The organism is Sphingomonas sp. ABOLG (genome assembly GCF_003950435.1).
In the GTDB taxonomy this organism is placed as follows: domain Bacteria; phylum Pseudomonadota; class Alphaproteobacteria; order Sphingomonadales; family Sphingomonadaceae; genus Sphingomonas; species Sphingomonas panaciterrae.
In genome coordinates this window covers 1-25,185 of sequence record NZ_QQWW01000024.1, presented here as the reverse complement: position 1 = coordinate 25,185, position 25,185 = coordinate 1, and the positions used below count along the sequence as shown (strand labels likewise).

The 25,185-nt window shown below is 62.1% G+C and carries 28 protein-coding genes and 6 pseudogenes; 24 read left to right on the top strand and 10 right to left on the bottom strand.

Annotation, left to right across the window (positions count from 1 at the left end; all coding sequences use genetic code 11):
* Positions 1-96: 96 nt before the first annotated feature.
* Both CA236_RS17620 and CA236_RS17615 read left to right on the top strand, forming a co-directional pair.
* Positions 97-1,269 (top strand): type IV secretory system conjugative DNA transfer family protein, encoded by a 1,173-nt coding sequence (locus CA236_RS17620; RefSeq protein ID WP_125946585.1) that lies wholly within the window; start codon positions 97-99, stop codon positions 1,267-1,269.
* 564 nt (positions 1,270-1,833) lie between these two features.
* Positions 1,834-2,709 (top strand): replication initiation protein, encoded by an 876-nt coding sequence (locus tag CA236_RS17615; RefSeq protein WP_052742377.1) that lies wholly within the window; start codon positions 1,834-1,836, stop codon positions 2,707-2,709.
* A gap of 427 nt (positions 2,710-3,136) precedes the next feature.
* On the opposite strand, the gene CA236_RS17610 is transcribed toward CA236_RS17615, so the two are convergent.
* Together CA236_RS17610 and parA are read right to left on the bottom strand one after the other, a co-directional pair.
* Entirely contained in the window at positions 3,137-3,406 is a 270-nt protein-coding gene (locus tag CA236_RS17610) for a ribbon-helix-helix domain-containing protein (RefSeq protein ID WP_046407052.1), read from the bottom strand.
* A gap of 1 nt (position 3,407) precedes the next feature.
* Positions 3,408-4,085, bottom strand: coding sequence for a ParA family partition ATPase (parA, locus tag CA236_RS17605; RefSeq protein ID WP_046407054.1), 678 nt, complete (start codon positions 4,083-4,085; stop codon positions 3,408-3,410).
* A gap of 172 nt (positions 4,086-4,257) precedes the next feature.
* Between parA and CA236_RS17600 the strand changes: the two genes are divergently transcribed.
* The 7 genes and pseudogenes from CA236_RS17600 to CA236_RS17570 all read left to right on the top strand — a co-directional run.
* Positions 4,258-4,590: a metalloregulator ArsR/SmtB family transcription factor gene (locus CA236_RS17600; protein WP_046407056.1), complete on the top strand. Its 333-nt coding sequence runs from the start codon at positions 4,258-4,260 to the stop codon at positions 4,588-4,590.
* 11 nt (positions 4,591-4,601) lie between these two features.
* Complete coding sequence (arsC, locus tag CA236_RS17595) at positions 4,602-5,030, top strand: arsenate reductase (glutaredoxin) (protein ID WP_046407099.1); 429 nt, start codon at positions 4,602-4,604, stop codon at positions 5,028-5,030.
* Positions 5,030-6,316, top strand: coding sequence for an arsenic transporter (locus tag CA236_RS17590; RefSeq protein WP_046407058.1), 1,287 nt, complete (start codon positions 5,030-5,032; stop codon positions 6,314-6,316). Before arsC ends, CA236_RS17590 begins: the two co-directional genes overlap by 1 nt.
* Complete coding sequence (gene arsH / locus CA236_RS17585) at positions 6,316-7,062, top strand: arsenical resistance protein ArsH (RefSeq protein ID WP_046407060.1); 747 nt, start codon at positions 6,316-6,318, stop codon at positions 7,060-7,062. Before CA236_RS17590 ends, arsH begins: the two co-directional genes overlap by 1 nt.
* A 165-nt stretch (positions 7,063-7,227) precedes the next feature.
* Complete coding sequence (locus tag CA236_RS17580; RefSeq protein ID WP_046407062.1) at positions 7,228-7,608, top strand: type II toxin-antitoxin system RelE/ParE family toxin; 381 nt, start codon at positions 7,228-7,230, stop codon at positions 7,606-7,608.
* The gene (locus CA236_RS17575) at positions 7,592-7,915 is read left to right on the top strand and encodes a DNA-binding transcriptional regulator (RefSeq protein WP_046407064.1); all 324 of its coding nucleotides are present in this window, start codon (positions 7,592-7,594) and stop codon (positions 7,913-7,915) included. The genes CA236_RS17580 and CA236_RS17575 overlap by 17 nt, the downstream gene beginning before the upstream one ends.
* Before the next feature lie 133 nt (positions 7,916-8,048).
* Positions 8,049-8,213 (top strand): annotated as a pseudogene (locus CA236_RS17570) (ATP-binding protein); the annotation flags it as partial.
* A 414-nt stretch (positions 8,214-8,627) separates the two neighbouring features.
* On the opposite strand, the pseudogene CA236_RS17565 reads toward CA236_RS17570, so the two are convergent.
* The 5 genes and pseudogenes from CA236_RS17565 to CA236_RS17545 all read right to left on the bottom strand — a co-directional run.
* Positions 8,628-9,291 (bottom strand): annotated as a pseudogene (locus CA236_RS17565) (tyrosine-type recombinase/integrase); the annotation flags it as partial.
* A complete protein-coding gene (locus tag CA236_RS17560) occupies positions 9,290-9,613 on the bottom strand; it encodes a hypothetical protein (RefSeq protein WP_082102650.1) in 324 nt (107 codons plus the stop codon). The gene CA236_RS17560 and the pseudogene CA236_RS17565, both read right to left, overlap by 2 nt.
* Entirely contained in the window at positions 9,565-9,870 is a 306-nt protein-coding gene (locus CA236_RS17555; protein WP_046407067.1) for a hypothetical protein, read from the bottom strand. Before CA236_RS17555 ends, CA236_RS17560 begins: the two co-directional genes overlap by 49 nt.
* A 160-nt stretch (positions 9,871-10,030) precedes the next feature.
* Positions 10,031-10,286: pseudogene (locus CA236_RS17550) on the bottom strand (replication initiator protein A); the annotation flags it as partial.
* Entirely contained in the window at positions 10,220-10,612 is a 393-nt protein-coding gene (locus CA236_RS17545; protein WP_241212739.1) for a hypothetical protein, read from the bottom strand. The pseudogene CA236_RS17550 and the gene CA236_RS17545, both read right to left, overlap by 67 nt.
* A gap of 14 nt (positions 10,613-10,626) precedes the next feature.
* Here CA236_RS17545 and CA236_RS19190 point away from each other — a divergent pair.
* From CA236_RS19190 to CA236_RS17515, 5 genes and pseudogenes are all read left to right on the top strand, one after another.
* Positions 10,627-10,779: pseudogene (locus CA236_RS19190) on the top strand (integrase core domain-containing protein); the annotation flags it as partial.
* 129 nt (positions 10,780-10,908) lie between these two features.
* Positions 10,909-12,084: a zinc-dependent alcohol dehydrogenase gene (locus CA236_RS17540; protein WP_046407070.1), complete on the top strand. Its 1,176-nt coding sequence runs from the start codon at positions 10,909-10,911 to the stop codon at positions 12,082-12,084.
* Between the two features lie 486 nt (positions 12,085-12,570).
* The gene (locus CA236_RS19185) at positions 12,571-13,227 is read left to right on the top strand and encodes a DUF2442 domain-containing protein (RefSeq protein ID WP_231621827.1); all 657 of its coding nucleotides are present in this window, start codon (positions 12,571-12,573) and stop codon (positions 13,225-13,227) included.
* Between the two features lie 122 nt (positions 13,228-13,349).
* Complete coding sequence (locus CA236_RS17520; protein WP_046407072.1) at positions 13,350-13,790, top strand: hypothetical protein; 441 nt, start codon at positions 13,350-13,352, stop codon at positions 13,788-13,790.
* The gene (locus CA236_RS17515; RefSeq protein ID WP_046407074.1) at positions 13,787-14,320 is read left to right on the top strand and encodes a hypothetical protein; all 534 of its coding nucleotides are present in this window, start codon (positions 13,787-13,789) and stop codon (positions 14,318-14,320) included. The genes CA236_RS17520 and CA236_RS17515 overlap by 4 nt, the downstream gene beginning before the upstream one ends.
* A gap of 755 nt (positions 14,321-15,075) precedes the next feature.
* Here the strand turns inward: CA236_RS17515 and CA236_RS17510 are convergent.
* Both CA236_RS17510 and CA236_RS17505 read right to left on the bottom strand, forming a co-directional pair.
* Positions 15,076-15,408, bottom strand: coding sequence for a DUF1971 domain-containing protein (locus CA236_RS17510; protein ID WP_046407076.1), 333 nt, complete (start codon positions 15,406-15,408; stop codon positions 15,076-15,078).
* The gene (locus CA236_RS17505) at positions 15,405-15,851 is read right to left on the bottom strand and encodes a globin domain-containing protein (protein WP_046407078.1); all 447 of its coding nucleotides are present in this window, start codon (positions 15,849-15,851) and stop codon (positions 15,405-15,407) included. Before CA236_RS17505 ends, CA236_RS17510 begins: the two co-directional genes overlap by 4 nt.
* A gap of 229 nt (positions 15,852-16,080) precedes the next feature.
* On the opposite strand from CA236_RS17505, the gene CA236_RS17500 reads away from it, so the two are divergent.
* The 10 genes and pseudogenes from CA236_RS17500 (at position 16,081) to CA236_RS17455 (ending at position 24,498) form a co-directional block, all read left to right on the top strand.
* Entirely contained in the window at positions 16,081-16,644 is a 564-nt protein-coding gene (locus CA236_RS17500; RefSeq protein ID WP_046407080.1) for a recombinase family protein, read from the top strand.
* A gap of 43 nt (positions 16,645-16,687) precedes the next feature.
* Entirely contained in the window at positions 16,688-17,188 is a 501-nt protein-coding gene (locus CA236_RS17495; RefSeq protein WP_046407082.1) for a hypothetical protein, read from the top strand.
* Between the two features lie 169 nt (positions 17,189-17,357).
* Complete coding sequence (locus CA236_RS17490; protein WP_046407084.1) at positions 17,358-18,269, top strand: Abi family protein; 912 nt, start codon at positions 17,358-17,360, stop codon at positions 18,267-18,269.
* Positions 18,270-18,631: 362 nt separating this feature from the next.
* On the top strand, positions 18,632-20,395 hold the full coding sequence (locus tag CA236_RS17485; RefSeq protein ID WP_125946584.1) for a PAS domain-containing protein: 1,764 nt from the start codon (positions 18,632-18,634) through the stop codon (positions 20,393-20,395).
* Between the two features lie 5 nt (positions 20,396-20,400).
* Positions 20,401-20,784: a response regulator gene (locus CA236_RS17480; RefSeq protein WP_125946583.1), complete on the top strand. Its 384-nt coding sequence runs from the start codon at positions 20,401-20,403 to the stop codon at positions 20,782-20,784.
* Between the two features lie 76 nt (positions 20,785-20,860).
* Positions 20,861-21,031 carry a hypothetical protein gene (locus CA236_RS18980; protein ID WP_197075308.1) on the top strand — a complete coding sequence of 57 codons (171 nt, stop codon included), beginning with the start codon at positions 20,861-20,863 and terminating at the stop codon, positions 21,029-21,031.
* A 209-nt stretch (positions 21,032-21,240) separates the two neighbouring features.
* Positions 21,241-21,614: pseudogene (locus tag CA236_RS17470) on the top strand (transposase); the annotation flags it as partial.
* A gap of 61 nt (positions 21,615-21,675) precedes the next feature.
* Positions 21,676-22,875: an IS256 family transposase gene (locus CA236_RS17465; RefSeq protein WP_125946582.1), complete on the top strand. Its 1,200-nt coding sequence runs from the start codon at positions 21,676-21,678 to the stop codon at positions 22,873-22,875.
* An 86-nt stretch (positions 22,876-22,961) separates the two neighbouring features.
* Positions 22,962-23,129, top strand: a pseudogene (locus tag CA236_RS17460) (integrase core domain-containing protein); the annotation flags it as partial.
* 874 nt (positions 23,130-24,003) lie between these two features.
* Positions 24,004-24,498, top strand: a complete 495-nt coding sequence (locus tag CA236_RS17455; RefSeq protein WP_125946586.1) for a MucR family transcriptional regulator — start codon at positions 24,004-24,006, stop codon at positions 24,496-24,498.
* A 401-nt stretch (positions 24,499-24,899) separates the two neighbouring features.
* Here the strand turns inward: CA236_RS17455 and CA236_RS18975 are convergent.
* A partial coding sequence (locus CA236_RS18975; RefSeq protein WP_206430619.1) for a hypothetical protein occupies positions 24,900-25,185 on the bottom strand: 286 nt, incomplete at its 5' end.

Genomic DNA, 25,185 nt, shown 5'->3' with positions numbered 1-25,185 from the left:
TGGGATCGAGCAGCCGCTTCCGCTGGCCGCAAGGCCCTCAATCTGCCGCCGGATAGCCGCGCCGCCTAAGCGTTCGCTGATTGTTCGCCCTTAGCGTTGTTTAGCGTACCATCCACGCTATGCCCTCCAAAAGGCGAGAATGCCCGCGTCACGGCCCGTGCAAGGGCCAGGAAGGGCCTTGTGTGGTGCTTGGACCCCTTCGGCGTCTCCGGGCGTCCTGCGGCCCGCTACAACCCGCTGGCGCAGCTCGACCCGGCAAGCCCGGACCTCGCGGAAGATGCGCAGACAATCGCGGACGCGCTGGTCCACGACGCGCCGGGGCAATCGGGCGAGGCGCACTGGAACGAGGAAGCCAAGGCGCTGATCGCCGGCGTGATCCTGCACACCGTCGTCCACGAGCCCGTGTCCCAAGTGACGCTCGCCACGGTGCGCGACAAGCTCACGCGCGATCCCGCCGGCATTGCCGCACTGCTGGCGGACATGCAGGCCAGCAGCGGCGCGCATGGCCTGATCGCACGCGCCGCCAACCGCCAGCTCGGCAAATCCGATCGCGAGGCCGCCGGCGTGCTGTCCTCGGCGCAGCGCCACACCCACTTTCTCGACAGCCCGCGCCTGGTCGAAAGCACGTCCACGTCCGATTTCCGGTTCGCGGACCTGAAGGAGCGACCCGGCACCGTGTTCCTGTGCCTGCCGCCCGACCGGCTCGAGACCTATGCGCGCTGGCTGCGGCTGCTGGTCGCCCAGGCCGTCACCGACATGGCGCGGTCCCCTGCCCGGCCGACAAGCCCTGTGCTGTTCCTGCTCGATGAGTTCGCCGCGCTCGGCCGACTGGAGCCGGTGGAGCGCGCGATGGGGCTGATGGCGGGCTATGGCCTCCAGCTCTGGCCGATCCTCCAGGACATGCACCAGCTGCGCGCGCTCTACGGCGAGCGCGCCGGCACGTTCCTGTCCAATGCCGGCGTGATCCAGACGTTCGGGGTCAACGATCATGCCACCGCCGACATGCTCTCGCGCACGATTGGCGACACGACGCTGGAATATGCGACCCTCGGCACGTCGCGGGGCACTGGCTGGGGTGACAATCGCGCCGGCCCCTCGGAAAGCGTCAGCACGCATGTCACGACGCGGCGGCTCGTCACGCCCGACGAAATCATGCGGATGCCGGCCGACACCCTCCTGCTGCTGCGCCAGGGCGAACGCCCGCTCTGGGCCAGCAAGGTTCGCTACTATGACCAGCGCGAGTTTGCCGGCCTGTTCGATCCGGCGTGATCGCACACACCCGTTCATGGAAAATCGAACGGTGAGTTTTGGGGTAGCGCCTCACCACCCTTTCCGCCGGCGGAACGCTGAAGGCACAAACCGCCGGTTTTGCCTGGCTTCTCCCGGAAGCCCTGCGGCCGATAGGCCGCTCTGGTGGCGGCGATAGCCGGCACGGATCGAAAGCGCATTGGCCGATAGGCCAATTCCGCATCTTTCTGCCCTTTGTGCACAGGGCAGCCTACCCCAAAGCTCACTGTGGCCTTCTGATTCAATTATTCTTCTAGATTCAAGATTCAGATGCTCGAAACCCGCGGAAAACTGGCGGAAATTAGCTCTAATGGTGAGGGTTCGGGCCGATTCGCGTGAGCCTTGGGGTAATCAACGGTGAGCCTTGGGGCGTATTAAGGTGAGCGTTCGGGTCGATTCTGGTGAGCCTTAGGGTATCTAGAAATTCGACGGTGAGTTTTCGGGTATCTCCTCACCGTAGATCGGCGAGCCGAGTGGATTGTCCACCTCACTTTTCATGTTAAGGTGAGCGCAGCAATAGCTATCACTCACCTTTGAGACACGCCCATGCCCCAACCCGCGCTTGCAGATGGATCGTTCCGCACCCTAACTCAGCGAGGCAAGGGCAACCCCTTCAATCCCTCTCATTACGGCGAGATCGTAAAGCCGGGCGAGCTGGTCGACATTGTCGAGCTAAGTCCCCTCACCCTTGCCGATCGCCGCACCTACAATCTGCTGATCGCCAATGCCTGGGAGCGGATCGGCGAACCGATCGTCCATCGGATTGCCAAATCGGCGCTGAAAGGCACGCATCAGGGTAACGAGCGGATTGAGGCCTCCCTGCTCCGCCTGATGGGCACGATCGCGATCGTCACCATCCGCAAGAGCGGCAAGAGCTACAAGCGCCGTGTACAGCTCCTCGGCCCGAGCGACGAAAGCTTGGAGAAGGACGGCTTCCTCCATTACCGCATCCCTGAGGAACTGATCGAAATCCTGCGGAACAGCGAGGTGTATGCCCGTCTCAAAACGCAGGTGATGTATTGCTTCGAGTCAAAATACGCCCTCTGTCTCTACGAGATGATCGAGCGGCGGATCGGCCTCGAATACAAGCAGACAGAGGAATTTACGATTGAGGAGCTGCGCGGGCTGCTCAACGTGCCCGCTGGCAAGCTGGAGCGGTTCGCCGATCTCAATAAATACTGCCTCAAGGTAGCGGTAGAGGAGATCAACAAGCTCTGCCCCTTTTACGTCGATTTCACCCCCATCAAAAAGGGCCGCAAGGTCGAGCGGATCGCGCTCCACTGGTTCCCGAAAACCTCCAGCGGGAAGCGGGACGCGCAAAGCCTGATCGACCAGCACAGCGTCGTCCGTCGCGCCAAGATGCGCGGGCTGGCAGCCGAGCTGCCGGTGCTCGTGGATTTTAGCGTCCCAGCCGAAAGGTGAGCCGCTACCCTAAAACTCACCGATAGGCTTTCGACCAAGTTTACAGGTGGTCGTGTTCACGCGCTGTCCTGATAACATGTTCACACGTTAACACATGGGCTGACCGCGATCTGGGTGTCCCCTCAAATGACGGTCACTCACCCAGCCCTTGCATGTTCCAATCCGGCCGGATCATTCGGATCAACCCCGCTTCCAATCCTGGCGCGGTCAGCACCGGAAGCCCGTTCCACGCTGTGTCCAGGGGTCGTGATCAGGATCTCGACACGGCTGCCTGCATTAAGCGCCGTCAGGATAGGGCCTTTGATGCGCGCACTAGTGCGCTGCCGGGCGTGACCGCGAACATAATGCGCCATGCGGCCCGGCAGACGCTCGCCGGGAGGCAGCGGCTCACCCATAGATGTTTCACCTCTCCTCTTTCGGAGCTGCGTCACCGTTCCCCGAACGGGTGCTTGCCGTACTGGCGCATCAGGAGGTCGATCGCCTCGCCCATCAAGGCCTGGAGGGTAGTTCCGTTCTCCGCCGCTAGCACGTTTAGGCCCCGGCTGACCTCCGGGCTGAAGTATGCGCTCACCGCCTTCTTTCCCTGCCGCGCTGCCGATCGCACCGGCGCCGCGTCATCGATGGGAGGAACCAAGGCGCTCGGCTCGACCTTCGCGCGTTCTGCGCGCTGCTGCCTCATGGCACCAAATTTGCTCATGTCAGCCTCGCTTCTTCCTGCTCTTCTTACCTGTGGACAGGTTCACACGTTCTCGTGTCCACGTCCATAGCGCCGCAATCTCCTCCGCCGCCTTGCCGTCCGGCTCCGCCTCCATCGCGGTTTTCCCTTGCGCCGTGCTGTGGTGATAGATCGCGCGCATAGTAAGCATGACGGGCGCGACCGGCACGCCCATGCCCTCAACGCCTTCACTGCCTTCGATCAACTCGCGCGCGTCCCGGTAAGTAGTTGGTGCACGCTGAGGGCCGCCCATGAAGAGCACGAAGGCCGGCTTGCCTGCTGCCTTCACCAGCTCGGCCGTCGTTTCGACCGCTGACAAGTCGAAGGCCTGGGGACGGCACGGAATGAGGATCAGGTCCGCGGCCTTGCACGCCTCGCGCGCCATAATGTCCGCGTGTGGGGGCGTGTCGATAATGACCAGGTCCGCGCCTAGATCGGCCGCTTGCTGCACCTTGCGCGGAAGGAGGGTAGGGGAGGCACAGTCCACGACCTCAGGGTCCGCGCCTCCTCGCCAGTGATTCCACTGGCTGGCGGTCGCTTGCGGGTCCGCGTCGAGAATCAGCGCAGACAGACCCGCACTGGTGGCAGCGCCGGCAAGGTGGATGGCAAGCGTGGTCTTACCCGCTCCGCCCTTCTGGCTGATAATAGATATGGTCTTCATGTAGCCACCTGAACGTGTTCGCGTGTGAACATGATGGGTAGAGGACATGTGGTCAGGATAGCAATCCCACATGTGAACGACCCAGCTCATGGCTTGTCGCGCAGATCCTGACGTCCGAACGTCGCAACAGTCCCGGCTTTCACGCCGGGAATATATCTGCCATCCTAGATATATGGATATCGATTCGGCCATCTCAGCCTTGGGGGCGCTTGCACAAGGCACTCGCCTGGATACCTTCAAGCTGCTGGTGCGCCATGAACCAGATGGCATGGCTGCCGGCGAAATCGCCCGCCAACTCGATGTGCCGCAAAACACCATGTCTGCACATCTCGGCATCCTTGCGCGTGCCGGCCTTGTGCGCTCCGAACGGCAGAGCCGCTCAATCATCTACCGCGCCGATCTGGGCGGGCTGCGGGCGCTGACGCTGTTCCTGATCAAGGATTGCTGTGCCGGCTCGCCTGAGCTGTGCGCGCCTCTTGTCGCCGAACTCACCCCGTGCTGCTGAAAGGACGCGCCGTGGCCGTCGATATCGTCATCTATCACAATCCCGAGTGCGGCACGTCGCGCAACGCCCTCGGCCTGATCCGCAATGCCGGCATCAAGCCGCACGTCGTCGAGTATCTGAAAACCCCGCCTTCGCGCGCGTTGCTGGTCGAACTGATCGACCGCGCCGGCATGACGCCGCGCGATATGCTGCGCGAGAAGGGCACCCCTTTTGCGGAGCTGGGCCTGAACGACGCCTCGTTGTCCGATGAGGCGCTGGTGGATGCGATGATGGCGCATCCGATCCTCATCAATCGGCCACTCGTCGTCTCGCCCTTGGGCGTGAAGCTCTGCCGCCCCTCCGAGGCGGTGCTTGATCTGCTGCCGCCCCCCCAACTCGGCGCCTTCGCGAAGGAGGACGGCGAACAGGTGGTGGACGCGTCGGGCCAGCCCCTCGGCTGATGCTGCTCGCCGTCCTGATCTTCGTCGCCACGATCACGCTCGTCATCTGGCAACCCAAGGGGCTGGGCATCGGGTGGAGCGCGATGGGCGGCGCTGTCGTGGCGCTGCTGGTGGGGGTCGTCTCGCTGTCGGACGTGCCCGTGGTGTGGGACATCGTCTGGAACGCGACGGGTGCGTTCGTGGCGATCATCGTCATCAGCCTGCTGCTCGATGAAGCCGGATTCTTCGAATGGGCGGCGCTTCATGTCGCTCGCTGGGGCAGGGGCAACGGCAAACTGCTGTTCGCGCTCGTCGTCCTGCTTGGCGCTGCGGTGTCCGCACTATTCGCCAATGACGGTGCGGCGCTGATCCTGACGCCCATCGTCATCGCCATGCTGCGGGCGCTGGGATACGGACCCAAGGCGATGCTCGCCTTCGTCATGGCGGCCGGCTTCATCGCTGACACCGCCAGCCTGCCGCTGGTCGTCTCCAACCTCGTCAACATCGTGTCGGCCGACTTCTTCGGGATCGGCTTCGGCGAATATGCGTCCGTGATGGTGCCGGTCGATCTGGTGTCGATCGTCGCCACGCTGGGCGCGCTGCTGCTGTTCTTCCGGCGGGACATACCGGGCACCTATGACGTGGGGCAGCTCCGGCAACCCGGCGAAGCGATCCGCGACGCCGCGACCTTTCGGGCTGGGTGGATCGTTCTGGCGCTGCTGCTCGCCGGCTTCTTCCTGCTCGAACCGCTCGGCGTACCGGTCAGTGCCGTCGCTGCTGCCGGTGCGATCCTGCTGCTGGTGATCGCAGGGCGGGGCCATGTGATCCAGACTGGCAAGGTGCTGCGCGGTGCGCCGTGGCAGGTCGTGATCTTCTCGTTGGGCATGTACCTCGTCGTCTATGGCCTGCGAAATGCGGGCCTTACGGACGACCTGGCCGCGCTGCTCGATCGCACCGCGCAAGGTGGTGTGTGGGGCGCGGCGCTTGGCACCGGCGTGATCGCGGCTGCCCTGTCGTCGGTGATGAACAACATGCCGACCGTGCTGGTGGGCGCGCTGTCGATCGACGCCACCAATGCTACGGGCGCGATCAAGGAAGCGATGATCTACGCCAATGTGATCGGCTGCGACCTTGGCCCCAAGCTGACACCGATCGGGTCGCTCGCGACGCTGCTATGGCTCCACGTCCTTGGCCAGAAGGGCGTGCGGATCGGCTGGGGCTATTACTTCCGCGTCGGGGTGACGCTTACCGTCCCCGTCCTGCTCATCACGCTTGCGGCCCTCGCGCTGCGAATTGGGATTGCCTGATGCCTCTCCGCGACTTGTCCGAACCTGACCATCTGCCGGCGCTCGATCCGGCGTTCGTCCGCGAGCGCCCGGCGCTGGGCCTCGGCCCGACTGACCCCGCGCCGCGCATCCTGCTGCTCTACGGATCACTGCGCGAGCGGTCGTTCTCTCGTTTCGCGGTCGAGGAGGCCGCCCGCCTGCTGCGCCTGTTTGATGCCGAGACACGCATCTTCGATCCCTCGACGCTGCCGCTGCCCGATCAGATAGCGGGCGACGATCATCCCGCGGTCCACGAGCTTCGCGAGCTGGCGCTGTGGTCAGAGGGCCAGGTATGGTGCAGTCCGGAGCGGCACGGCCAGATCACCGGCGTCATGAAGGCGCAGATCGATCATCTGCCGCTGGAGATGAAAGGCATGCGCCCGGCCCAGGGACGGACGCTGGCCGTGATGCAGGTGTCCGGCGGGTCGCAGTCGTTCAACGCGGTCAACACGCTGCGCCTGCTCGGCCGTTGGATGCGGATGTTCACCATCCCGAACCAGTCCTCGGTGGCGATGGCCTACCAGGAGTTCGATGAAGCCGGTCGCATGAAGCCGTCGAGCTATTACGATCGTATCGTGGACGTGATGGAGGAGCTGGTGCGCTTCACCGTGCTGATGCGACCCCATGCCGCCCAGCTGGTCGATCGCTACTCCGAACGCAAGCAATCCGGCATGCCCGTTGATGCGGCAACCGATCTGTCGAGCATCGCGGTTGCGCCACAGCGGTAACCCGTCGCCAAAGTCCTGAGTTTCGCACCAACTCCTTAGCCGACAGGCTAAGACTGTGTGCGAGCTTTAGGACGCAGAGCGAGCTAGATCGACAGCGCCATGCAGTGGGATGGGCACTGCCATACCTCCCTTGTCAGCCATAGCACTGAGTGCTACATGTTCCTTATGAACGATGCTGTTGAAACCGTGCGGACCTTCAAGACCGCTTGGTTTGCAAAGGCGGCACGTAAGGCGCTCATCAAGGATGATGAGCTGTGCGAGGCCATCCAGGAGGTGATGAAGGGTCAGGCTGACGATCTTGGCGGGGGCGTGTTCAAGAAGCGCCTGAATAAGAACCGGCACCGGAGCATCATCCTCGCCAAGGGACGGCGCCACTGGGTTTATACCTATCTCTTCGCGAAGAAGGATCGGGCCAACATAGATGATCCTGAGTTGAAGGCATTCCGCCAGCTCGCCGAGCTTTATGATCGAAAGACAGACGACGAGATTGAGCGGGAGCTGACGGCAAAGGAATTGGTGGAGATATGCAATGACGGCAACGCGTAAGTTCAAGAGCGATGCGTTTGAGGCGATCCACAGCGCCGCCTCGGGCATGTATCGGGTCGGCACGATCGACAAGGCTACCATGCGTGACTTCGACGAATCCTGTTTGGCCGTGCCACCGGTCATCGCGCCTGCTGACATCAAGCAGCTCCGCGAAACCAACAAGGTGAGCCAACCGGTGTTCGCCCGCTATCTCAACACCAGCGAAAGCACGGTTGAGAAGTGGGAAACAGGCGCGAAAAAGCCCAGTGGGGCGGCGCTCAAGCTTCTGTCGATCGTCCAGAAGCATGGGCTGCAAATTCTGGCGTAGGGCAGGTTATGAGCGCCCAGCTGATAAGGGATCGTGCCGATTTGGCCCCTCTCATCGCCGTCTCTGGTGGTGGTTCGCATTACGTTTACCTGCTGCGGACGGGGAACCAAAGTTTGGTGGCTTAGGCACGCCGTTCGAGCGCACCTCGGTCATCGTCACGACGAACCTCGCCTTTGGCGAGTGGCCGACCGTCTTCGGCGACCCCAAGATGACCACCGCGCTGCTCGACCGCATTACCCACCACTGCGACATCGTCGAGACCGGCAACGACAGCTGGCGCTTCAAGCACCGCAGCTGACGCCTGGGGCACCTCGCAGAGAACGCTTCGCGCTGGTTGCGCCTCCGGTCGGGCTACGCCCGCCCTACGCCACAACCAGCGCGAACGGCGCGCTCGTCATACCCGTCACACTGCTCGACGAAGGGGGTCCCTTTTGGACGCCGATTGACAGGCCCGAGAGAACCGCTTTCTCGGACAAGCATTTTTGGGAAGATATACACGGTCGCTGAAGCCAATCCCGGGGTCACTGGTGAGGAGCTGATTGGCCTGCTGAGCGCCGTGGATTCTACCAGAAACAAATCCGCGTACACGCAGGGAGGGCAAGTTTCAGCATCGTGGCTGGTGGGCTACATCGAAGGCGGATATTTCCGCAGTGACCGCCAACACCTTCAAGATTATCAAGAGCAATAACTGCGGCCACGTGCATAGCGTCGCCTAGATTAGCACGCGCTCCACCTCGTCCAGCGTCACGTCGTCTGGGCGGCGATCATAGAGCTGGGTAGTGCGCGTGGAGGCATGGTTCGCCATCGTTGCGGCGCGCTCCAGCGTCCGCCATTTTTCAGATAGGCAGTGATCCCGGTCGCGTGGAAAGAGTGGTTGCCGATCGCCGTCTCGATGCCAGCCGCAGCCGCACGTCGGCGCACCATCTGAAAGGCATTGGCCTGGGGGAGGGGGGTATCGCTTAATCGCTTAGTCCCACGTGCAATCGTACGGAAAAGTGACCCCTTCCTATCCTCGCGCAGCTCACATCCATCGAGATAGGCGGCCAGATATTCCTCCAGATTATGGTGACACGGCATTTCGTGGCGTTTGCCACCTTTCTCGTGCAGCCGCACCCAGAGGCGCCGATTCTGCACGAACACGTCCTCCACGCGCATCGCCAGCGTCGCGCCGATCCGTGCGAACGAATAGACCATCAGCCCGATCAGCGCCCGATCGCGTCCAGTAGTCGCCGTGCCTCTTCGGGGGCCAGCACTGGTGTCTTGCCGCGCCGGACGCTGTGCGTCGGCCCCCGCACGGACGCGGCCGGGTTCATCGGCAAGACTTGGCCTGTGACCAGCCAATCGAACAGATGACGCACGCCTGCGAGCCGCTGCTTAGCCGATGACGCTTGCCAGTCCTTCCGGTCCTGTTACTTTCTCGAAAGCGGCCTGCTGCTCCTCACTGAGCACCAGACCGGGGCTCCCGGCGAAGAACTCCCTTTCTGCCACCACAGACGTCGGGAGCCCGTGCATCCGCTGCCTGGCAAGCTCGTCCCCCGCCCGCTCAAGCCGCGCCTCAGTCGCGATCATGTCGCGGGACGTGAAGCGGTCCTGGTCCCGCCCGTCCTTGCCCAGCGCCACCAGCTCGGGACTGGCGCGCACCGCCGCCATCACCCGGTCGAACTGCTCCTTGCCATCGCTGTGCCGGTGGACGAACATCGCCAGGTCACGGGTGGTGAAGGTCGATTGCTGCCGCGTGATCCCGTCGAGCGCAATGCGCGGGTCGGGTCGACCATCGCTCCTATGCCGACCAGGGCATCGAGCTTGAGCCGCAGCACAAGATCGGGTCGGCGGGCATGCGCCGCCTCGACCGCGGTGAGGATGCCGAACGCGCGGACGATCATCTGCGGATCGCGCGCGAGAACGGCGAGAAGATCGCGGCTGACCTTCCAATCCCAGCTCGGCCATGCGCTCATTCACATGAGCCGCCCATGCCTCACGCCAGCTCTTCAGATGCTCATTGCTGTTCCAGTCGCGGTTCTTCTTGCCGAACCCACCTCGCGCATCGACAGCATGACATGCGCGTGCCCACGACAATTTAAGTTCGATCTAGACTGCGAATACGGCTGCCTGACTCAGCAGGTCATAGGACGTGGTTCTAAGCGTCCGCGGAAGATCGTTGACCCCCTGCTCCCGCATCCGGTTGAGTGTCGAGGCGGCCCATATGAGAATATCGGCGTCCCATATCGTCGCGATACCGTATGCCGGGATCGCCTCGATCTTGACCCACGTTTTCGTCGTCCGGACTGCTATATTCGATCGGCTTCACCCGCTTGCGCTTCTGAAGCGAGAAGAACGGCCGCTCCATCGTCTCCCGCTGATCCTTGAGCGGCGAGGCCGGGGGAGGGCAGGGTGGCGAGGCGCGCAAGCGCCGCTTCGGCACGGCGAAGCAATGCCCCGAAGCTTTCCGTACCCTCGCCGTCGCAATAGGCGGGATCGGCGTCGGTCCAGTAGCGCTCCAGATGGGGCATTCGCTCGCTGCTGCGTGTGCCGTTCCGCCGGGAGGGGTGGAGATAGAAACTCCTCAATCGGCCACACCTCCACCGGGACGGTCGGAAAGCGCTGGATCGTCGCTTGGGCCGTCTGCCGGGTGCGAAGATAGGGAGAGGTCACGATCAGGCTGGGCGTCTCGGTCCAAGCCCGCGCTACCTCCCGCACCTGACGCCATCCCAGCTCGGTCAGCTCGATAGATTACCTATTACAACACCCAGCGTCCGCACTCGAGCCTTGCTGGCAGAACGCCGGCCGAGGCCTATCGACGGAACGGGCTATCAGATCATGGGGGGCATGCCCCCCATGATCTGATGATCAAGCAGGCGGCATAAACGACAACCGGGTTTAGCTTAACTCAGCCGCCAAACTGTCCAAGAAGGCGGGATCCGACCACGGCCAAGCGCGTTGAGGCCTTCGGACTAGTTCCCGACGGTTGGATCAGCCGTGTGATGGAGAGAATTATGCGCGCACTATGCTGGCACGGTAAGGGCGACGTTCGCGTCGACACCGTCGCGGATCCCGAAATCAAGCACCCGCGCGATGCCATCATCAAGGTCACGGCATGCGCCATTTGCGGTTCCGACCTTCACCTGCTCGATGGATACCAGCCTACGATGGAGGCAGGTGACATCCTCGGCCACGAAAATATGGGCGAGGTCGTGGCGCTTGGCTCCGAGGTGACGAACCTGAAGATCGGCGACCGTGTCGTCGTACCCTTCACGATCAGCTGCGGCGATTGCTGGTTCTGCAAGAAAGGCCTGTTCGCCGCTTGCGACCGGACGAATCCGAACGCCGAGATGGCAGCCAAGGCGATGGGCCATTCGCCCGCAGGGCTGTTCGGCTTCAGCCACATGCTGGGCGGCTACTGCGGCGGTCAGGCGGAATATCTGCGCGTGCCGATGGCCGACTTTGGTCCGATCAAGATCCCCGACAACGTCACGGACGAGCAGGCGCTGTTTCTGTCCGACATATTTCCGACCGGCTACATGGCCGCCGAGAACGCACAGATCGAGCCCGGCGACACCGTCGCGGTCTGGGGCTGCGGACCGGTCGGCCAGTTCGCCATCCGCTCGGCCCTGATGATGGGCGCGGGCCGAGTGATCGCGATCGACGAGGTGCCCGAGCGGCTCGCCATGGCCGAGGCGGGCGGCGCCGAGACGATCAACTTCGCCGAGACCGATGTCTATGACGAGTTGCAGGCGCGGACCAAGGGACGTGGCCCGGACAGCTGCATAGATGCGGTCGGCTGCGAGGCCTCAGCTCATGGCGCGGCCGATGCGGTGATGGACAAGGTTAAGGCGAGCATGATGCTCGCCACTGATCGGGTGCATGTGCTGCGCCAAGCCATCATGAATTGTCGCAAGGGAGGCACGGTGTCCGTCCCTGGCGTATATGTCGGCATGGCCGACAAGCTGCCACTCGGGGCGGCAATGAACAAGGGACTGACGATCAAGCTCGGTCAGACCCACGTCCAGCGCTACACCAAGCCGTTGCTGGAGAAGATCGTAACCGGTGCAATCGATCCCAGTTTCGTGATTACCCACCCGGCAAGCCTCGAGGACGCGCCGGAAATGTACGCCAGGTTTCGGGACAAGGAGGCAGGCGTCATTAAGGTGGTCATGCGCCCGCACGGCTGACGTGCGGATCTGTTCTGTCCCCACCGAGTGGGACCGATTGGTTAAACAGCGGTGCTATGCCGGCCGCCACCCGGTTCAGCCAGCTTTCGCGATTGTCCTGCTCCATGTCCTGCTCCCTTCAAATCGCCCTCGGGGCGATGGCCTCGGCCATCGGCCCTGCCTCGTGGCGAACAGCAGGGGGTGAGGGGGCAGCGGGAATCTGCCGGGGTGGTGCGGGCGCAGGCACAGCCGAGCCACGGCCCGGCTGATTGCCGTTGCTGGGAGAGGGGGGCAGCGCCCCACTTTCCTCTTGGCGAGTATCTTCGCCGGCATCGCCGGCGACCATCTGGCGGGCAGGCCCGCCCACGCGAGCGATCGTCACCCGGCAGGTACGAGACGACGGCACGGCGGCTCGGTCGGAGCGCGAGCCGAAATAGAGCGCGGTCCCGCAGGGACGCGCCGCCATGTAACTATTCCCTAGCGCTTGGGTTTCTGGTAGGATCGGCCATGCCTGCCGTTCTGCGCATAGACGGCCTGCGGGTCGTGATCTGGCCAAACGATCATCGGCCGGCGCACGTCCATGTAAAGGGCGCGGACGGTGAGGCGGTGTTCAACCTGCATTGCCCCGGCGGTCCGCCGGAGCTGCGCGAGAGCTACGGGTTCAGACTGGCCGACCTGAATTACATCGCCGAGCCTTGGCGGCCGCGATCGCCGCCCTGTGCGCGGAATGGAGGACGATACATGGCGATTACTGAGCGCGATCTGGCGAAGGCGGAAAAGCGCATGGCGGCGCAGCGCGAGGCCGGTCATGCCGTATCGGCGCGCTATGATCGCCGGCGTTCGCGGGTGGTCGTAGCACTCAACACCGGCGTCGAACTGACCTTTCCGACCCAGCTCGCGGAAGGGTTGGCGGGTGCCTCGCCCGACAACCTGGCCGAAATCGAGATCAGCCCCGCCGGGCTCGGTCTGCACTGGCCCAGGCTCGACGCGGACCTTTATGTGCCCGCCCTCCTGCAGGGCGTGTTCGGATCGAAGCGATGGATGGCCCGCCAGCTCGGTGCCGAAGGGGGACGGTCGCGCACCGCCGCCAAGGTTGCCGCTTCACGCGAGAATGGCCGCAAGGGCGGACGGCCTCGGAAAACCATGGCTGCCAGAGCCTCATGAACCAACAGCGCCTAGCAACTCGAGCGCTCAATATATTAGTAGCTTAGTCGCTTAGCAGGTGTGTCGCAGTCTTGGGCATTATTAGGTCGATACGATCGACAAGGCTACCCTCTGGAGATTCCATGCAGTCACGTCTGATCGCCATCATGGCAATCCTCCTGCTAAGCTCGACGGCTGTTTCAGCCGGTGCACAAAGCCCGAAACTAATGATGGATTGCCACGAGATGGATGGCGGCAGTCCCAGCCTTCACGCGAGTTTTTACGAGGTTCGGGGTAACGACCTCCTCCGCCATGGGCGGACGAAAATCGTGAAGATCTCTACCGCCGGAAAGATGCTGTTCCTGAGCCGCACCCAGGACGACAAAGGACCAGAGGACGCTTTCGCTACCCATGTGAGGAACGGTCATGTCGTCGTTCGCACGGTATATTGGCAGCGTGCCGGTCAAAAGAGGCGCAAGGCCTTTCACGACACCTACGACTTTCGCGCCAAAACGATCATTGGTTCAACCGGTGGTGGTGACACTTGCCACCATGATGCATGGAAGGGTGACGAGGAAGGATGAACCGCATCCTCGTAGCTGCGGCGTTGTTGCTGCCCTTGTCCGGCTGTTGGACGGGCGCGCCATGGTTCACCGCGTCAGACGCTGTGAACGTCATTCCTGATGGTCGCTACAGGATTGAGGCAGAAGGCGAGACGGCCGAAACGGGCGAAATAGTGGGTATCTCACGACAGCCTGACGGCTCTCTCCGATTGGATGGTCCCCAGATGCCGGTCCGAGCAATCGTGGCGCGCCTGAACCAGGATGCAAAGGATCATCGGTATATCATTCAGCTTGAAGGCCCCGTGCTAGGTGCTGGCAACGCGCTCTTCCTGCTGCTGGACAACCGGGATCGCCGTTACCGGGTGTCCGTGCTTCGCTGCGGCGGCGAAGTTGCAGAGGTTGTGCGTCGCTCTGGAGGCTCGATCAGCCGAAACCCTCAATCGGCGACCACCTGCGAGTTCCAAGACCGAAACACGCTTATTGGACAACTACGACTGCAAGCTCAGGAAGACGGAGGTTTCGATATCGAGCTGAAGAGAACCATTGAGTAGGAAGGTTTCTCAGAACTTGGCGTTGAATGGCTGAGCCATGTGGAGATAGGAATGATCAAGCACATAGTTCTGGCAGGGATTGCAGGGCCATTGTTGTGCACGGCGACGTCTGCGCTGGCGCAGCAACCAACATCTATCGGCTCGGCCGCCGCGCAACGGCCGCTTACGCTTGCTGAACGTCAGGCTGCATGGAAGGCTAACAAAGCGGAGTATCGCCGTCGTCTCGTGAACGACGGCCAGCGAAGTGCTGACCGCTGGCTCGATCGACAAGCGAGAGCAAAGAGCGGATCAGAAGGTTCAGCAACTGCCCGGCCCCGTGCCACAGGAAAGCGGAACTGCAAAAAGGTACGCTGGGTCAACCGTGCTACGCCGGGTTTCGGGGGCGCCGGGATGACGATGAGCCGGGTTCCCGTCTGCGCGGATTAGCTGCGTGACACATTCGGGCTGCGAAACGGCGGCTCACGACGTAGTGAGCGAGAGCACCTGCTACTTGTCTAAGGGAACCACGCTGATCTGTCCGTCGAGGCGTCTTCATCAGCATGGCGGTCTTGAGATTACCGCTCTTCTCCACCGCTTGCAGCGCTGCAACGCCCGGTGGGACGAGTCGGGTCAGTTCCTGAAAGGCTCGGGCCAAGCGCGCTTGATTAGATCCGACTGCTCGCGCTGACGTTCGATCATGCCATAGAGGGGACCCTTGGCCCTAAACCCAAGGAATTTGTCACGAAGGGCGTTCTCCCAAATTCACAGCGTAACGCTCAGCCCTCGTTCCCACCGATAGTGTCCTGCCGGTGCGCCCGGTAGAACTCAACATGGAAGCAGGCCGAGCCGAGCGGTGCGATATGATGCAGAATGGTGGGCTCGACGATCCCTGGCTCCATTTCAGGCGTGAGCACCGTCTCGAATGGCTCTCGCCGGGGATCCGTCACCCGGTAGCTCAGGCTGCCGCTCTCCACCTTGATGAGACCCCACACTCCCGGTTTGGTCGAATGATCGTTGAGCAGTCCCTTGGGAACCGTGTCTTGGGTGAAGGTGTCCGTTCGCTTGTAGCATTCCAGCCCCTCTGGAAGGCTGGTGGCGGCAGCGCTCATGCCTCCTCGGCTTCGTAAAGCTCTACCTCCCGGTTGATGAGAATATCCGCCAGGAACCAGTAGGCCTCGCCCCACGCGTTCAGAATGTCGTCGGTTGCAGCCTCGCCCAGTACGTCACGAATCGCCGGCAGGAGCGCGTTGGCGACCGCAGGATAGTGTTCGGACTTGATATGGGTCTCGACATGGCGCGCGGCGATGCGTTCGATCGCAGGCTTCAATGCGTCCAGCTTATCGACATTCTGCGCAAAGGCGAGGATCGCCGCGGCAAGCCGCTTCGGCTGAGCGCCGGACTCGTGAGCCGCCATGTCGAACAAAGCCTTGATCTCGGGATCGACGAACAAGCGCTGGTACATGCGCGTGGTGATATCCACGCCATGCTGCTGGAGCGCCGGAGCCGTCGCTTTGACCAACGCCATCGTTTCGGGGGAGAGTGGCTTTGACATACTGAGAGGCTCCGGATTGCAAGCTTAGCGAAAAACGCTCGGTGGGCGAGGCAGGTTTCGGACTGGACCGATCCTCACCTTTGCCGATGACCTTATGTATCACGAGTTGCCGCGCCAGTCGCGAATGTCCTGAGTTTCGCGACAGCGCCCTCAACGCTCGTATTCTCTCGTACGCTGGCGTCGCAAAAGTCGATAGCATAATATTTGTTTTCTGATACAGTTTTGCGACATGCTGATCGGCTACGCCCGTGTGTCCACTGATGACCAAGATCTCCGGTTGCAACGCGCCGCGTTAAAGGAGGCGGGGTGCAAGCGGACGTTCGAGGAAAAGGTGTCGGGCGCGAAGCGTGACCGGCCCGAGTTGGCCAAAATGATCGAGCAGCTGCGCGACGATGACACGGTGGTGGTGACGCGGCTCGACCGGCTCGCACGCTCCACTCGCGACCTGCTCGACATTGCCGAGAAGCTGAAGGAGGTCGGCGCCGGCCTGCGCTCGCTGGCCGAGCCTTGGGCGGATACGACCTCGCCTGCGGGTCGCATGGTGCTGACCGTGTTCGCCGGCATCGCCGAGTTCGAGCGCGAGCTGATCCACCAGCGCACCAGCAGCGGGCGGGTCGCGGCGAAGGCGAGGGGGGTCCGGTTCGGCCGCCCGCCCAAGCTCACCCCCGATCAGATTGCCCTTGGCGAATGGTTGGTGAGCGAGGGCACGTCGGTGCGGGAAGCGGCCAAGCTCCTCAAGTGTCACCATGCCACGCTCTACCGGGCGCTGACCGCCGCAGCATTGACCCCGTGATGCTGACCACCCCGCAGCCCGACGCGCCGGAGGGGGAGGCCTGATGCCGATCCGTCCCGAACATGTGTTCCTGTATCCGATCGACTGGCCCCAGCTCTCGCATCATGTGCGCTTCGTGCGGGCAGGGGGATGCTGCGAGCATTGCGGGCGCCCCCATGGGCAAAAAGTATTCCATATGCGGGATGGACGATGGTGGGACCGGAAGCGGCATTGCTGGCGCGATGGCCAAGGTCGACGCGTGCGACGGCCGACAGAGGACATCCTGGTGCACGGTGCGTGGACGCCGGTGGTGCTGGCCTGTGCGCACCTTAACCACGACCCTAGCGACAGCACGCTCCACCAGCTGGCGGCACTGTGCCAGCGGTGTCACATGATCCACGATGGCCCGGAGCATCGGCGCCGGCGCTGGATGAATGCGCACTATCGACGCGCTCTTGGCGACTTGTTCTACGGACCTTATCCCGTGTTGGGCGCCGACTGGATCACGCCCACCCCGCTCAGCATGCTCGATGGTAGCTCATCGATTCATGCTTGGATTCGGTGAAGAACGGCCAGATCGTAGCTGCTGCAAGGGGCCGCCCCAAAAACGGGCTAGTCGTTATTGCTTTGTTGGGTTTTCGCTCATATCTCGGGGTTAATCGAACCCGCCAGGCCTCTGCCCGCAAGGGTATGCACACTTGGCGGGTCTTTTTTTGCCCTGCTAAGCGGGATGGGTGCCACGCCCCTTCACAAAACCCGCGACGACGATCGCGCAGCAGCTCCAACACCTCCAGGCCGAAGGCATGGCAATCCCCGACGTGGTGCGGGCCGAGCACTGGTTACGCCATGTCAGCTACTACCGCCTGAGCGCCTACTGGCTGCCCTTCGAATATCCTAAGGGCACTTCTGGCGCCCGTTTCTTGCCGGGCACCAGCTTCGATACCGTCACCGCCCTGTACGATTTTGACCGCCGCCTTCGGCTGCTAGTGCTCGATGCAATCGAACGGATCGAAGTCGCTGTACGGGGTAGCTGGGCGTACGAGCTGGCGCAGCGGTTTGGACCCCACGGCTACCTGGATGCAGCGCTCTACTATCATCCGGGTAAGTACCACGACAACCTGACCCGCCTAACCAACGACGTGGCGAGCTCGCCCGAGACGTACATCGATCATTATCGTCGGACCTACAGCACTCCGGCAATGCCGCCGGTGTGGATGGTGGCGGAGATGATGTCGTTCGGGCAGCTCTCTCGATGGTATGCGCTGCTCGACGATCGGGGGTTGCGTAACGCCATAGCCAAACCCCTCGGGCTCCCTGAAGCGGTGCTCGTGCCGCTCCTGAAGCATCTCTCCACGATCCGAAACAGCTGCGCGCATCATGCCCGGCTTTGGAACCGCGGCTTTTTGCTGCGCATGCGGGTGCCCTTCAAACCGGCCGCCCTCGTCAGCACACTTGAGCCGCCCGCAGCCCGTGCTCCAGCCCAGCTCTATAACGCCCTGGTCCTCATCGTTTACCTGCTGAGACAGGTCGCTCCGACATCAGCCTGGCGGGATGAGCTGGTGACGTTGCTCGCTCAGCATCCGACCGGCGATCTAGCCGCAATGGGTTTCCCTCAGAACTGGGCAGCTAGGCCCCTGTGGCTTTGAAGCTTTCCTCGGCCCCTAGCGCCCAAACCCTCCGGCTGTGACGCAGCATGCTCCGGCGCCAACTGCTCATCAGCAATCATGGTCGGTGACCCTAGCTCGTCGGGACGGCATTGCAAACGTGACGACGTTGTTCCCACGAGGGCGACAGGCAGAAAGGTAGACCTTTTTACCTCAGTCCGTCGCACGTCCATATTACGACATACGGTTTTGACACTGCCAAATACGCGAAAATGCGAGGTCGCGTAGCCCGGTCGAAACCGGACGGTTGTGACACCGGCCCTTATCAATGCGTGCCGCTTTTCGCTCTTTTCGATCTGCATTATATTCGGGATCGCAGGGGCGCTCCCCCACGCCGGGGAACCATGTCCATCTCGACCGCCTTGCTCAACCGACTGCGCGACCTGACCGTCGCACGTCCTCGTCCAAAGCCTCTGCGCTACGGGCTCACGGTTGTGGTCATCGCAATGGTCGCAATCGTACAGGTCGTCCTCTTCGGATCGTCCGCACCCTGGTTCCTCTACACACCGGTAGTCGTGCTGCTCGCGCTGTTCCTCGGTCGCGGTCCCGGTGTCCTGGCCACCATCCTGTCCGCGATCGGCGCGGGACTGGTGGTCGCGCGGCCTGATCTGCCGCTGCTGCTTACGCCCGTCCATTGGGGCGCTTCCGTTATTTTTCTGCTGAGCACGCTTGGGCTGGTCCTGCTGGTGGAGGCGCTGCGCACGGCGCTTCTCGATGCCGATAGGCTACGTGACGAACGGGAGAAGGCGTTGGTTGTCACAGCGCAGCGCGAGGCGTTCCTGTCCGGCGTGCTTGGCAGCTCGACCGACTGCATCAAGGTGCTCGATCTCGACGGCAAGCTGACCTTCATGAGCGAGGGCGGCCAGCGCGTCATGGAGATCAGCGACTTCAACGACGTAGCCGGCTGTCCGTGGCCTGACTTCTGGCAGGATGCCGGCAACGCGGAAGCAAAGGCGGCGGTCGAGGCGGCTGGTAGAGGTGAGGCACACAGCTTTATCGGCAAGGCCGACACTTATCAGGGCACGCCCAAATGGTGGCACGTCGCGGTCAGTCCGATCGCGGGTCCGGAGGGGCACCCCGACCGCATCCTGTCTGTCTCGCGCGATATTACCGAGCTGCGCGCCAGCGAGGAGGAGCGCGAGCGTTTCGTCCGGCTGGCGGAGAACAGCGCCGATTTCGTCGGGATGGCACGAACGGACGGCAGCGTGTTCTATATGAACGATGCCGCCAAGCGGCTTGTCGGCCTGGAAGATGCCGCCATCACCCGTCTGACGATCACTGACTTCTTCCCGCCCGAGCAGGTCGAGACGGTCGCGCGCGAGGTTCTGCCCGCGGTGGAGCGCGATGGGCATTGGGCGGGCGAGCTGGACTTCCGGCACTTTCGTACCGGCGAATTAATCCCTGTCCTCTACTCCGTCTTCCCGATCACCGACGCCAGTGGCGCGCTGATCGGCTACGGCACCGTCACCCGCGATTTCCGCGAGCGCCGGCGCGCTGAAGACGGCATGCGGCTGATGAACGGCGAGCTGGCGCACCGCCTCAAGAACGTGCTGGCGGTCGTCCAGTCGGTTGCCTCGCAGACGCTGCGCACCGCGCCTGACACCAAAACGGCCAGCCACAATCTCGGTGCGCGCCTGGAGGCGCTTGGAGCAGCAACCGACGTGCTGACGGGCAGCTCATGGCGTTCGGCCGATCTGCATGAGGTAGCGACGCGCGCGTTGGCGCCACATGGCAGTATCGGCGAGCGCATTCTGCTCGACGGCCCCGCTGTTACTCTGAAGCCTGAGGTGACGGTCGCCTTTGCGCTGGCGCTGCATGAGCTTGCCACCAACGCCGCCAAGTACGGGGCATTAGCGAACGGTGCCGGGACGGTAGTGCTCGAATGGAGTGTCACGGGGGAAGGCAATGACGCGATCCTGTCGATAGCCTGGCGCGAACAAGGCGGACCGCCGGTTTCGCCCCCGACGCGCAAGGGCTTCGGCTCGACCCTGATCGAGCGGTCGCTGCGCTCCTATTTCCGCGGCAAAGCCGCAACCGACTACCGGCCGGAGGGTTTGGTGTTTGAATTGGAAGCGCGGCTTGGAGATGCCGCAACAGTGAACGAGTAGACGGCGTGGGACAGAGCAAGCCGATCGGCAGCAACACCATTCTGATCGTTGAAGGCGAAGCGCTGGTGCGGTTCGACATGACCGCTTTTTTCGAGGAGCGCGATTGGCGCGTGTTCGAGGCGGAGGATGCGGATCAGGCAATGGAGGTTCTCGACCAGCGCACCGACATACGGGTGGTACTGATCGACGCGACCGTCAGCGGTCGCATGGATGGGCTGAAGCTCGCCCACTACGTGCGCGAACGCTTCCCGCCGACGCTATTATTCATCGTGTCCGGTCAGGCCCCGGCGCCGCAAGAGGCATTGCCCCAGCGGGCGACGTTCTTGCCAAAGCCGTTCGATCTTCATCGTGTGATGCGTCAGATCGAACAAAGTCCTGTTACTCCGTAATCACCGCCCTCATTGCGTGCGCCTGGTCGCGTGGGCGGGGTGATGAACAAAGCCTGCCTCTGGTCATTACTCCCGGATGGCTGATGATTTCGATGCTCCTTTCGCGCTCATCGTCGATGACGACGGGATCATCCGCATGGATGCCTGCGACATCCTTTCAGATGCTGGCTTTCGTCCTCTCGAAGCAGAGAATGTCGATGAGCGTACTGGAACAGCACGCCGGCGACATAACCCTGCTCTTCACTGACGTGCAGATGCCGGGCGGACGAGACGGTTTCGACCTAGCCAGAGAAGCCGCGGAACGCTGGCCTGACATTAAAATACTCGTTGCCTCCGGTACGGCTAAGCCCGGTCCCGAAGACCTCCCGCCAAATGCAGTTTTCGTGGGAAAGCCGTTCAGCGCGCCCTGAAACTCCGCCAGTTTGAGCTAGAGTCCGCCTTCGTGAGGAGACGGACGTGAAGAAGACCGGGTTCAGCGAGGAGCAGATCATCGCGGTGCTGCGCGAACAGGAGGACGGGATGAAGACCGCCGACGTGTGCCGCAAACACGGGATCAGCAGCGCCACTCTGTACGCATGGAAGGCCAAGTACGGCGGCATGGACGTGTCGCAGGCGCGCAAGCTGAAGGTGCTGGAGGAGGAGAACGGCCGGCTTAAACGGCTGCTGGCCGACGCCATGCTCGACAATGCGGTTCTGAAGGAAGTCGCGGCAAAAAACTGGTGAGGCCCGCCGCTCAGCGGAAGGCTGTTGGGCATGCTCGGCAGCTGTTCGGCATCAGCGAGCGTCGGGCATGTACCATCTTTGGCGCGGATAGGACGTCGGTGCGCTACGCGCGGGACTGTCAGGAATTCTGTGCGTGAGGCCATAGATGGAATGGGAAGGACCATCGATATGGCAATCGACAAGGACATGTTGGACCAGCTGCTTGCGGGTCGTGACCCGCAGGATCTGTTTGCGAAGGACGGGCTTCTCGACGAGCTGAAGAAGGCGCTCTCCGAGCGCATGTTGTCAGCGGAGCTGGACGATCATCTGGAGAATGAAGGCGCCGCAGGCGCAATCAATCGGCGCAACGGGTCATCCAGGAAGACCGTGTTGACCGGTACGTCGAAGGTGACGCTGGCGGTGCCGCGTGATCGGGCCGGGACGTTCGATCCCAAGCTGATCGCCAAGTATCAGCGGCGTTTCCCGGACTTCGACGACAAGATTATCTCGATGTACGCGCGCGGCATGACGGTGCGCGAGATCCGCGGCCATCTCGAGGAACTCTATGGCATCGAGGTATCACCGGATCTGATCTCGACGGTCACCGATGCGGTGCTGGAGACGGTCGCCGAGTGGCAGGGCCGACCGCTCGACAGCTGCTACCCGCTGGTCTTCTTCGATGCGATCCGCGTGAAGATCCGCGACGAAGGGTTCGTCCGCAATAAGGCGGTGTACATTGCGCTGGGCATCCAGCCGGACGGCACGAAGGAGGTGCTCGGCATCTGGATCGAGCAGACCGAGGGTGCCAAATTCTGGCTCAGGGTCATGAACGAGCTCAAGAATCGCGGCGTCGCCGATATCCTGATCTCCGTCGTCGACGGCCTGAAAGGGTTCCCGGAGGCGATCAACGCCGTCTTCCCGGCAACCATCGTTCAAACCTGCATCGTGCATCTGATCCGGAACAGCATGTCCTTTGCGTCCTGGAAGGACCGCAAGCTCATCGCCCAGGCGCTCCGCAGTGTCTATCGCGCCGAGACGCCGGAGGCCGGCCTGGCGGCGCTGGAAGCGTTCGAGGCAGGCCATTGGGGAAAGAAGCATCCGGCCATCGCCCAGAGCTGGCGACGACATTGGGACCAGGTGATCCCGTTTTTCGCGTTTCCCGAGGGCGTGCGGCGGATCATCTACACCACGAACGCTATCGAGGCCTTGAACTCGAAGGTGCGTCGCGCCGTCCGGACCCGCGGTCATTTCCCCGGTGACGATGCTGCGATGAAACTGCTATATCTCGTGCTCAATCACGCGGCGGACGAATGGAAACGGCCGCCGCGCGAGTGGGGCGAGGCCAAAAGCCAGTTCGCCGTGATCTTCGGTGAGCGCTTCGTCATCTGATGACGACAACCGGCCTCACGCACAAAATATCGGACACTCCCCTACGCGCCCCGGCGTAGTGATGATGGCGACCTGCGGTCGCGGTTAGGGTGCTGATCGAGGCGTGGCGGTGCCACTACAACACCGTCCGGCCGCATAGCAGCCTGAGCTACCGACCGCGGGCCCCGGAAGCGGCAACACCGCCATTACCGGCCTCCGGTTCCGCTTCGCTCCACCTACGCCCAGCAATGGCGGCCGAGACGACAATGCACTAACTATAAACCCGGACCACCCGGTGGGGGCTGCTCACGATAGGGCTGCGTGTACTCGTGGCAGAGCCGGGTAAATAGCGGTCGCTCTTAGAGCAAGCCCCGCTTCATCCTTGCAAAAGCATGGCCGCAGGGGGTGGGGAGGCTTCGCCGCGGCCACCTTGGAGTGGAAGGGGCTCTTCCTCTCACCAAGGGTGCTTGATCCATCGCCTGGTCACTACAGCTAGCGTAGTAGCAAAAGTAAAACCGAGCGCACCTCCGATCAGGAACGCAGCTGCACTCTCAAAAAAGGACGCGAACATCATTCTAATGTAGTGCTGCCAGCGCGGCCCGAAAGGCCCAGGAGTCACCCGGCTAAATCAGTTCGTCGATCGGCGACCCGTCAGCCGAGCTTCAACAATCAGGCAGGATCGTGAGGCAGGTAGCCCCAAGCTGTTCTGACGCGCGCTGAGATAGCTTGGTCGTTCTGCCACAAGCAGCGATGGCTGGCTTGTGCGCGAAATCTTCCGGATCGTGTGCAGAACCCGGCATGCCAGTCCCGCTCACAAGGCGCAAACAAATCTCATCCGAGAAGTGAAATGTTGAAATCGCTCATGCGATAGTAGCGGCTCCGCCTATCATTCTCTGTCGCGAACTGCCGAAAGGGCATGTCGTAAAGGGGCGTACCGTTCGCGTTGCGCTTCGCAGCCAGACAAAGTGTTTGTACCCACCCTGAATAACTGGCGCCCTTTTCTATAAAGCCGTGAGTTGAAATAGTCTTGGTTCAGGATCTTCTTGCAGGATGGTACTTCCGCCCTATGATATGTTAACCATCAAGCGAACTTGAACATTCCAAGCTTTGCTGGCAGCGAGGCTACTTTACCAAGAAAGTATGTTGATGATGTCCGAGAATCCCGAACCTGATTTGACAATCGACACCCTTGACCTAGCGGTGCAGCTTACAACCGCGTGGCTTTCCAACCAAAATACGCGAGCCTCGGAGACGCAGGTATTGGATTTTTTGCGGGAAATGCACAGCGCGGTTGAGAAGCTTTTGGACACCAGGGCGCACCAAGAGCCAGCAAAAACAGCGCTTGAACATGTTCCCGCTGTGTCGGTTCGCAAGTCTCTTGCGTCTAAGGATCACATTATTTCATTGATCAACGGCAAGCCCTATAGAACGCTCCGACGCCATCTTGCGATCCACGGCCTAACCCCATCCGAGTACCGAGAGCGTTACGGATTGAAAGCAGATTACCCGATGGTGGCGACGACCTACTCGGAAGCGCGCCGGACCATGGCAAAGAAGATAGGTTTGGGCGGCAAGACAGGCATGACTCGAAAAACCGGTGCCAACGTGGCCAACTCCAGAGACAAATCCGCAAGCGTCAGTTGAGTTCGTTTCGCTCGGATTTCTCCTCAGCCGGGTCTTTACACGGGAAGTCGTCGAGGGGGAGCCGCGAGGCTACGGAGGGAACCTCCGTTAACCTAGCCAGCCGGCCTGATGCCGAAGCGGACGTCACTTATGCGTGTTCAGCCTGTGCCGAACTCCAGGAGGAGCTGGCAGGAAGCTTATTACATGCTGATCGTGCCTAGGAGCCGCATAAAAATGGGCACATCCACCATCGCTAAGACGCTAGCCGCGACGAATTCCTTGATTTTACCTTGGGCGCGACTCGGCTTTAGATGGTATGAGAGTATCAGGAGGTTGCCATGTCCGTAGCCGACACAGACTATTTTCGCTCCCGCGCTGAAGCTGAGTTGAAAATGGCGCGAGCAGCACAAGACCCTGCTGCACTACGTGCGCATTACACCCTTGCTGGACATTACCTCGATCGAGCTTTCAGCAGTGCTGACGGCCACCAGGTGTCCGCCGAGCAGATCAGGGCTGAGCTGCAGCGCCTTCGATCGTGAGCCGAGCGTCGGCCCACTACTCATATTCGGGCCGAATTGACCTGATGGGTTGGACGGCCCCTGCACCAGCGTAGCTGTGCGATGATGTGGTCGTTGAGCCACGTCTAGGAGTTGATCCATGCAGCAGGATGTCGTGACCGTCGGTGTCGATCTGGCGAAAAACGTGTTT

What these genes read in the sequence shown, in the direction of transcription:
- CA236_RS17615 (WP_052742377.1), top strand. Translation starts at nt 1,834, where the DNA reads ATGCCCCAACCCGCGCTTGCAGATGGATCGTTCCGCACCCTAACTCAG.
- CA236_RS17610 (WP_046407052.1), bottom strand. Translation starts at nt 3,406, where the DNA reads ATGAGCAAATTTGGTGCCATGAGGCAGCAGCGCGCAGAACGCGCGAAG.
- parA (WP_046407054.1), bottom strand. Translation starts at nt 4,085, where the DNA reads ATGAAGACCATATCTATTATCAGCCAGAAGGGCGGAGCGGGTAAGACC.
- CA236_RS17600 (WP_046407056.1), top strand. Translation starts at nt 4,258, where the DNA reads ATGGATATCGATTCGGCCATCTCAGCCTTGGGGGCGCTTGCACAAGGC.
- CA236_RS17590 (WP_046407058.1), top strand. Translation starts at nt 5,030, where the DNA reads ATGCTGCTCGCCGTCCTGATCTTCGTCGCCACGATCACGCTCGTCATC.
- arsH (WP_046407060.1), top strand. Translation starts at nt 6,316, where the DNA reads ATGCCTCTCCGCGACTTGTCCGAACCTGACCATCTGCCGGCGCTCGAT.
- CA236_RS17580 (WP_046407062.1), top strand. Translation starts at nt 7,228, where the DNA reads ATGAACGATGCTGTTGAAACCGTGCGGACCTTCAAGACCGCTTGGTTT.
- CA236_RS17575 (WP_046407064.1), top strand. Translation starts at nt 7,592, where the DNA reads ATGACGGCAACGCGTAAGTTCAAGAGCGATGCGTTTGAGGCGATCCAC.
- CA236_RS17560 (WP_082102650.1), bottom strand. Translation starts at nt 9,613, where the DNA reads ATGTTCGTCCACCGGCACAGCGATGGCAAGGAGCAGTTCGACCGGGTG.
- CA236_RS17555 (WP_046407067.1), bottom strand. Translation starts at nt 9,870, where the DNA reads ATGAGCGCATGGCCGAGCTGGGATTGGAAGGTCAGCCGCGATCTTCTC.
- CA236_RS17540 (WP_046407070.1), top strand. Translation starts at nt 10,909, where the DNA reads ATGCGCGCACTATGCTGGCACGGTAAGGGCGACGTTCGCGTCGACACC.
- CA236_RS19185 (WP_231621827.1), top strand. Translation starts at nt 12,571, where the DNA reads ATGCCTGCCGTTCTGCGCATAGACGGCCTGCGGGTCGTGATCTGGCCA.
- CA236_RS17520 (WP_046407072.1), top strand. Translation starts at nt 13,350, where the DNA reads ATGCAGTCACGTCTGATCGCCATCATGGCAATCCTCCTGCTAAGCTCG.
- CA236_RS17515 (WP_046407074.1), top strand. Translation starts at nt 13,787, where the DNA reads ATGAACCGCATCCTCGTAGCTGCGGCGTTGTTGCTGCCCTTGTCCGGC.
- CA236_RS17510 (WP_046407076.1), bottom strand. Translation starts at nt 15,408, where the DNA reads ATGAGCGCTGCCGCCACCAGCCTTCCAGAGGGGCTGGAATGCTACAAG.
- CA236_RS17505 (WP_046407078.1), bottom strand. Translation starts at nt 15,851, where the DNA reads ATGTCAAAGCCACTCTCCCCCGAAACGATGGCGTTGGTCAAAGCGACG.
- CA236_RS17500 (WP_046407080.1), top strand. Translation starts at nt 16,081, where the DNA reads ATGCTGATCGGCTACGCCCGTGTGTCCACTGATGACCAAGATCTCCGG.
- CA236_RS17495 (WP_046407082.1), top strand. Translation starts at nt 16,688, where the DNA reads ATGCCGATCCGTCCCGAACATGTGTTCCTGTATCCGATCGACTGGCCC.
- CA236_RS17485 (WP_125946584.1), top strand. Translation starts at nt 18,632, where the DNA reads ATGTCCATCTCGACCGCCTTGCTCAACCGACTGCGCGACCTGACCGTC.
- CA236_RS18980 (WP_197075308.1), top strand. Translation starts at nt 20,861, where the DNA reads ATGGCTGATGATTTCGATGCTCCTTTCGCGCTCATCGTCGATGACGAC.
- CA236_RS17465 (WP_125946582.1), top strand. Translation starts at nt 21,676, where the DNA reads ATGGCAATCGACAAGGACATGTTGGACCAGCTGCTTGCGGGTCGTGAC.
- CA236_RS17455 (WP_125946586.1), top strand. Translation starts at nt 24,004, where the DNA reads ATGTCCGAGAATCCCGAACCTGATTTGACAATCGACACCCTTGACCTA.